Source organism: Vibrio sp. H11, from assembly GCF_004804295.1.
In the GTDB taxonomy this organism is placed as follows: domain Bacteria; phylum Pseudomonadota; class Gammaproteobacteria; order Enterobacterales; family Vibrionaceae; genus Vibrio; species Vibrio ostreae.
Window position 1 is genome coordinate 103,469 of sequence record NZ_SSHN01000014.1, and the last position, 6,111, is coordinate 109,579.

The following is a 6,111-nucleotide window of genomic DNA, read 5'->3' on the forward strand; positions in this document are numbered from 1 at the left end:
CGCTATTTGTATCACCGGGAACCATGTGGTTAAATTAATACATTCTTATTTAATCATTAGGGTTAAACTTAATGGTCAACTCCCAAGATATCGAGTTTTTCATTATCATCGCCGGTAGTCGCTCACTGGCCGCCGCCGCACGCAAACTCAACGTAACACCGCCGAGCGTATCGCAACGTTTGCAACACATCGAGCGCAAACTGGGGGTGAAACTGGTTGATCGCAGTGCGCGTTTTATTGCCCTTACACCGGAAGGTGAAACCCTGGCTCGCCGTGGGCAAAATCTGTTGCAAGATCTCGAGCACCTGATTCAGCAAGTCGCCGACAGCAAACGCACCATCTCCGGCGATATCCGCTTGGTGGCGTCTTTGGGGTTCGGTGAAAAGCACATCGGGCCATTGGCGGCCGAATTTCAGCGCCAGTACCCACTGACCCGGATTGAACTTAACCTGTCAGACAACCCTAAATGGTCGCAGCACAATAGCCCGGACATCATGTTTTACATCGGCCACCTGCAGGATTCTTCACTCAAGCGGATTGTATTGGCCAAAAACCGCCGTTTACTGCTCGCCGCACCTGACTACTTACAATCCGCTCCAGCGTTAACCACGCCGCAAGATCTGGAGCAGCACCGCTGCATTGCGCTGCGCGAAAATGATGAAGATGCCACCATGTGGCGTTTGGCTGACATCAGCAACGGACACATTACCAGCGTGCGCGTCAATGCTGTTCTGGCCAGTAATGTCAGTCAGGTGACGAAAGATTGGTGTATTAAGGGGGAAGGCATCATTCAACGTTCGGAATGGGATGTAAAACAAGAGCTCAGCGCAGGCACCCTGGTGAGAGTACTGCCGGAATACCAGCTAGCCGAAGCCGATATTGTCGCTCTGGTGGCGTCTGAACGTCTGCACCGCTCCGATAAAGTCAGTGCCTTTCTGGAGTTTGTGCAACACCACTTACCGGCCCGCCTAGCCCTTTAGACTTAATCTGGTTTGAGTCAATCTGGCGCAACACCAACAAACAGACCCTCCAGGTCTGCTTGTTGGTTGCGGATCTGAACATCATCCCAAGTCAGCTCCTTGAACTCAGTAGTACGCCACCACCCATGGTAATAAAAATCCCACCGATACATTTTGCCAGGTAATGCTGCAAGCGATGGCTTTTCAATCGCTGGTCGAATCGGCTGATGACCACAGCATAGCCAAGGTGCACGGCAGTGACTATCACGCAAATAGTCAGATACATAATGGTAAACTGCTCTGCCGGCGGATGAGCGACATCTAAAAACTGCGGCAGAAATGCCGACAGGAATATCAGCGTTTTGGGATTACTGGCTGACACCAGAAAGGCCTCAAAACCCAAAGAGCGGGCGGATTTCTTGGCCTGAGATCGCGGTGTCTGAGTTAAATCCAATGTCGACGCCCGGCTGGCACATAAACTCTTAATGCCAAGGTAAATCAGATAGGCACCACCGAGACATTTCATCACCAAAAACCAGGCAGGCAACTGGGCCAGAAGCCCGCCGATACCCACCGCCACCAAAGTAACAACGATCAACTGACAAGACAGATTGCCTAAAATAGTCACCAGCGCAGATCGCCATCCATACTGCATGCCATTTTTCAGTACCAGAATAACGTTCGGCCCCGGGGACAAGGTAATAAGCAGATAAGCGAGAGCAAAAGCCAACCAGAGTTCAATATCCATCAACACTCCTTTGTTTGATGACGGGAATATGCGAGACAATACTGCACCGTAACGATCTAAGCCAGCAAATAAGAATACAATCAGTGATCGTATTTCAGTGGCTCGAACACCATATCCTGGCCTTCAATTTTTAGTGTCATGTACAGTTTGAGCAAGCACCAAGTTCTCCACTTGGCCTGCATTTCTTGTCGAATCAATTCAAAATAAATTCCTACGAAATTTCAGTTATTGCTATAACTCACAATTGGAAAAAACATTGTCAGATTGAATGACTTAATCGCATCAGTTCTAGTATCTTGAAAACCCTTAAACGTTTCTATGTACGTTTATATAATACGTTCCATTCTGACCAAGCCGTCAATTTCATCAACCTTTTCGAACCCAAACTTACGGTAAAGACTTATTGCCGGATTTTCAGAAAACACATTGATCCGAAGTCGATTTAACTTTTTATATTTTAACTTTTCTAGTGCGTACTCTAAACACGAAAAACCTATTCCTAGATTTTGATACTGGGTATCGATTTGCAGATCACGGATATAAAGTGCAGTTTCATCACATGAGAATCGAATTATACCAACCCATTTATCATCATACTTAATTGAAAATTATCGAACTGGACCCAACTTTTTTCATATTTTTCTTGGTCCCAAGATAGGTTTCTAGCCAAATAATACGTGTGCATATTTAGTCGAGTTAACTCTGAAGATAATTCGATTTCTGTTGCTTCATGAAATTCTATTTCCACCTAAACTCCAATTCATATAAGTACATAACGCTTTCTATACGGCCTTTTATCATTCTATCATGCGGTCTTTCTTATCGTAGTTCAATTAACAATCAGCATCTTAGCTAGAGATAAGGGGGATTAGACTAGAAAATGGCGCAAAAATTTAGCAAGTATAACTTTCAGATTTCCTCCCCCCTTACAATATTGGCTACGCAACACTTGCACTATTTGTTAGTAAGCTGTTTCTAGCACCATTGGAACGTCGATCATTCCATCCCGATTGCGGATCCCGTCGATACGAATAAACCCAAAGCTCAAATATATTTTTTCAGCATTGACCGCTGAATTGACTGTAAACCTTCCTGAATTACCACTTATCATCGCTGCTGTTTTAACTCGTTCCCAGAGTTTACGCGATAAGCCTTGCCTCTGATAATTGTCGCTAACAAAAAGATGGTATAAATGCGATGAATCACGAATGCCCGCTACCCCAATAATTTCACTTTTTTCGTTAACAGCAACAAAATATTGGTAATTATCGGATAAATAGTTAGCCACATTAGCTTCTGACATTGAGTTAATCAGAATCTCCTGTGCAGATTTGTCACATGTAGGGCAGACATATTTTTTCGTCAAAGGAATAATTAAATCGCTGATGCCTTTTGCATCTCCTAGCGTCGCGTTTCTTATATTTACACTCATGACCTCTCCTACTTGCTTACGCCAACGAGACAACTTTACACCATTTTAATACTAAAATAATGTCACTATGACTATTTTAAAGCAATCAATTTACAACCCATCTCGTTAATTAATTCATAGTAACTCTCGCGTATACGGAAGCGCCCAAAGTTATGGGCTTTGGACATGTCTTCTAACAAACTTGGCGCAGACACGGAGTTCACTACTCAGCCAGTTTTTTTCCAGTTAAGCAAGAAAATGCCTTCTTCCGTTTCTATCCAAACCATTACAGCCTAACTATCGATATCTCTGTACTCTATACTTTGCTAAACTCCGCCCTTTGATGAGCAAGGCCCCTGAAATGATGACTGACGAAGAGAGAATCGAACTGCAACAAAACAACCCGCTGCACGGGTTAAAGCTAGAGACTATGTTGCAAGAGTTGGTGGATTTTTATGGCTGGGAGATTCTCGATACAGCCATGCGCTTTAATTGCTTTAATACCAAGCCTTCCATTGCAAGTAGCGTGAAGTATTTAAAGAAAACCGATTGGGCGCGAGAAAAGTTAGAAAACTTTTACCTGTATCGCTTTAAGCGCATGCCACGCGCGAGCGAAGAAGAATACAATTTACCACCGAGAGCGCGCACTTTCCCTCATGGTCTTGAACCTAAGGAGCCGATGCCGCTAACCGTTGAATCCATTCTCAACTCACAAGCTAAAGCAGCCTCTGAGTTTAAAAAACGCTCACCGCGCGGACGTTCACCACGTCGCTAGTCCCACTTGCTGTAAAGCAATAGAGCCCTGCTCAAAGATCCAGCAGGGCTCTATTGTTGTTTAAACGAACGGCCGCGAGTTACCCAACCGGTTAACCGCCGCTAAACAACGCGCGAAATTCAACGAATTTGTAGTTTACGTCTTCTACTGATTACGCGTTTTCTTGTTTTTACCCGTACCGGCTGGCTTTGCCCGTGGTTTCATGGGGGCAAAGTAGGCTTCACTTTGATCGTCTTCCACTTCAAAGCCCTTGACCTGCTCGCGTTCAAGCTGGAACTTGTTTTTCTTTTCTATCACCTTAAAGTGGTGGTAGTCATCGTAATCGATAAGAGACAGACCGAGGCCCACTTCACCCGCACGGCCACTGCGCCCGATTCGGTGCATATAGTCGGCAGGACTGCGCGGAAGATCGAAGTTAATCACCACGGGCAGTTTTTCAATATCAAGACCGCGCGCGGCGATATCGGTAGCGATCAGGACTTGAATTTCACCCGACTTAAAGCCCTCAAGCACACGAGTGCGAGCGCCCTGCCCTTTGTCACCATGGAAAACTTCCGCTGTGATGCCACGCTTTGACAGTTTTTGCGCTAAGTGGTTACAGGCATTCTTAGCGTTCACAAAGATTAAAGTCTGTCGCCATTGATGCTGTTTGATCAGGTGTGCGAGTACTGCCGTCTTCTCACCTTTATTGACACTAAACACGCGCTGCACCAAAGTGCTGGCTTCTGCACTCTGAAGCTGAACTTCAACAGGGTCGTTTAGTAAGTGCTGAGCCAAAGTGGTGACTTTATCAGGGAAGGTTGCCGAAAATAGCAGTGTCTGTTTCTTCTCGGGCAGTAAAGCAAGAATCTTATTGAGTTCTTCGGTAAATCCTAAGCTCAACATACGGTCAGCTTCATCGAGCACGAGCGTTTTGACCTGGTCGAGCTTAATCGCGTTACTCGAGACCAGATCAAGCAGCCGTCCAGGCGTAGCAACAATGATGTCACTACCTCCGCGCAGGGCCAGCATTTGAGGGTTCACGGATACACCACCAAAGACGGCAACCGTTTTGATTTTATCTCTTAGATGATATGAGTAGGATTTGACGCTATAAGCCACCTGCGATGCCAGCTCACGAGTCGGAACCAAAATCAGATGAGAAACGACGTTGCCACGACGCTCATTGGATTCACTTTGCTGCAGAACTTTCTGCAGAATGGGCAGTGAGAAAGCGGCGGTTTTACCTGAACCTGTATTGGCCCCGCCTATCATATCCCGGCCGTCAAGCACATGAGGAATGGCATAGGATTGGATCGGTGTTGGTTGGTTATATTCTAACGCTGCTAGTCGCTCGACTAAGGTTGGAATCAGACCAAGATCGGCAAATGTCGCTTGCTGTGTTTTGTCTGTCATTACAATGAGTGGCTCAGTACTGGGTAAAGGCCGTGTATCTTATGCTATTTAGCACCAGGGTGTTAGCGATAATGCGCCAAACAGAGATGGTTTGGCGCAGAACGATAGGGCTCAGGTATTTCCTTTACCTGTATTTATTCATGCCCCTCATGATCAAAAACCAATCATGATGGCAGTGACGACTGACCACTTTACTCTTTTAAATAAAACCACATGGTATCGCGGAAGAACTCAGGGAAGCTGTGGCTGGTCACACTCACTTACTCTTTGGACTGGTGACCCGTCTTATTTGCAAGCTTTTGCATCGCCTCGGCAAAGGTTGTAATCTCCCCTTTCGCTTTGACCTGCATTACTTTATACCCCAGCTTTTCCAACGCTTGGCGTTCTGCCACAACAGCTTTGTCATCTTGCTGACTACCTTGAGCAGGCTGATGAATGTAACATCCCTCTAGCTGACCATCTTCAACCAATTGGTGGTGTTTCAGTGCATCAATATCGAAATTCATAATAACTCTTTTCATTAAAAAATGTGGCGCCTCGGTGACAGTTTACATTCGCTTTAAAGGTTTAACCACACCGTCTCAACCTTCAATTTTCAGCGCCAAACACAATTTGAGCAAATCGCCCAATTCACCACTCGGCCAGCCTTTTTATCGAGCCATAAAATAACAAACTTCTTGGGGAATCTTCTTTCGTTTCATCACTGTCATTACTGAGGGACCCTGACGGGATAAATACCAATCGACTTTGTCGTACTCTTATAGTCTAGTTCTCATGCGACATACTCGCCTTACACTTCGATATTCATGGATTGAGAACGCTT

General features: G+C 45.5%; 6 protein-coding genes and 1 pseudogene. 2 read left to right on the forward strand and 5 right to left on the reverse strand.

The genetic code is table 11. From position 1 onward, the window contains the following. Positions 1–71: 71 nt before the first annotated feature. Positions 72–980: a LysR family transcriptional regulator gene (locus E6C74_RS18070; protein ID WP_136487447.1), complete on the forward strand. Its 909-nt coding sequence runs from the start codon at positions 72–74 to the stop codon at positions 978–980. A 91-nt stretch (positions 981–1,071) separates the two neighbouring features. Here the strand turns inward: E6C74_RS18070 and E6C74_RS18075 are convergent, their stop codons facing one another. Both E6C74_RS18075 and E6C74_RS18085 read right to left on the reverse strand, forming a co-directional pair. Continuing rightward, a complete protein-coding gene (locus tag E6C74_RS18075) occupies positions 1,072–1,707 on the reverse strand; it encodes a LysE family translocator (RefSeq protein ID WP_136487448.1) in 636 nt (211 codons plus the stop codon). A gap of 961 nt (positions 1,708–2,668) precedes the next feature. Beyond that, positions 2,669–3,139, reverse strand: coding sequence for a GNAT family N-acetyltransferase (locus tag E6C74_RS18085; protein ID WP_136487449.1), 471 nt, complete (start codon positions 3,137–3,139; stop codon positions 2,669–2,671). 340 nt (positions 3,140–3,479) lie between these two features. Between E6C74_RS18085 and E6C74_RS18090 the strand changes: the two genes are divergently transcribed. Beyond that, on the forward strand, positions 3,480–3,893 hold the full coding sequence (locus E6C74_RS18090; protein ID WP_168797056.1) for a VF530 family DNA-binding protein: 414 nt from the start codon (positions 3,480–3,482) through the stop codon (positions 3,891–3,893). A gap of 144 nt (positions 3,894–4,037) precedes the next feature. Here E6C74_RS18090 and E6C74_RS18095 read toward each other — a convergent pair whose 3' ends face one another. The 3 genes and pseudogenes from E6C74_RS18095 to E6C74_RS21020 all read right to left on the reverse strand — a co-directional run. After that, on the reverse strand, positions 4,038–5,288 hold the full coding sequence (locus tag E6C74_RS18095) for a DEAD/DEAH box helicase (protein ID WP_136487450.1): 1,251 nt from the start codon (positions 5,286–5,288) through the stop codon (positions 4,038–4,040). A gap of 260 nt (positions 5,289–5,548) precedes the next feature. Continuing rightward, positions 5,549–5,794: a hypothetical protein gene (locus E6C74_RS18100; RefSeq protein ID WP_136487451.1), complete on the reverse strand. Its 246-nt coding sequence runs from the start codon at positions 5,792–5,794 to the stop codon at positions 5,549–5,551. Positions 5,795–5,869: 75 nt separating this feature from the next. Next, a pseudogene (locus tag E6C74_RS21020) lies at positions 5,870–5,974 on the reverse strand (DUF3820 family protein); the annotation flags it as partial. Positions 5,975–6,111: the final 137 nt, after the last annotated feature.